This window comes from Vibrio sp. 2132-1, assembly GCF_033344315.1.
Genome location: NZ_JAWPON010000307.1, coordinates 1 through 719 on the forward strand (window position 1 = coordinate 1; position 719 = coordinate 719).

Here is a 719-nt window from a genome sequence, read left to right on the forward strand (position 1 = left end):
CATAATCGGCAAACCATCGCGTTCAAACTGTGTTTTCAGTTCAGGGTCAACCACTGAGTATCGAGTTAATACAACGGAAGAAAGGTAGCCGCGTTGGTATTCAACAACTTCGCCTTTGATCATCTTATCGTTCATATTGGCGATACCGTCTTCAATGATCGACTGACCAATTTGACCAACCGCAAGCGGCCAACACAACGCCAATGAGATTGCACCACCGATGGCGCCTAGTTTTTTTAAGTTTTGCATAACATCACTTTTCAGGTATTTGCGCTCAGTCTACCCCAAACCATTAACGGATAAAACATTGAGATAAATCAGACTATTGATGCTAATTCTAGTCCATTAGTCAGGAATCATACGCAGCTCGCACTCATTACGCCGTTTTATTGATAAAGTTTGCTTGGCCAAGTTTTAACCGGAGCTCAACCACCTGTGAATCGTTACGCTGTATTGTGTCTCGACAATAATCCAATCAGTGCAGAGCAGTTTCGATTGGAACTGTCGGCTTTCTCTAGCAAGTTTGATATTTTTTCTGTCGAGTCGATAGAAGAAGCGCAAAGCGCGTTGGAATATCTTGAAGAAAGAGAACAAACTGTCGCGTTAGTGATCGCCAGCCATCACGCGCACTTTAATGGTGTGGATTTTCTCATTGGGCTGGACAAAACACCGCACACCGAGCGCGCTCGTAAAATTCTCATCAGTTGCTCTTCAGATAT

2 pseudogenes are annotated in these 719 nt (G+C 43.8%); one reads left to right on the forward strand and one right to left on the reverse strand.

Annotated features, from left to right (window positions below):
- Nucleotides 1-249: pseudogene (locus R8N47_RS25100) on the reverse strand (DUF945 domain-containing protein); the annotation flags it as partial.
- Nucleotides 250-435: 186 nt separating this feature from the next.
- Here R8N47_RS25100 and R8N47_RS25105 point away from each other — a divergent pair.
- Nucleotides 436-719 (forward strand): annotated as a pseudogene (locus tag R8N47_RS25105) (ATPase); the annotation flags it as partial.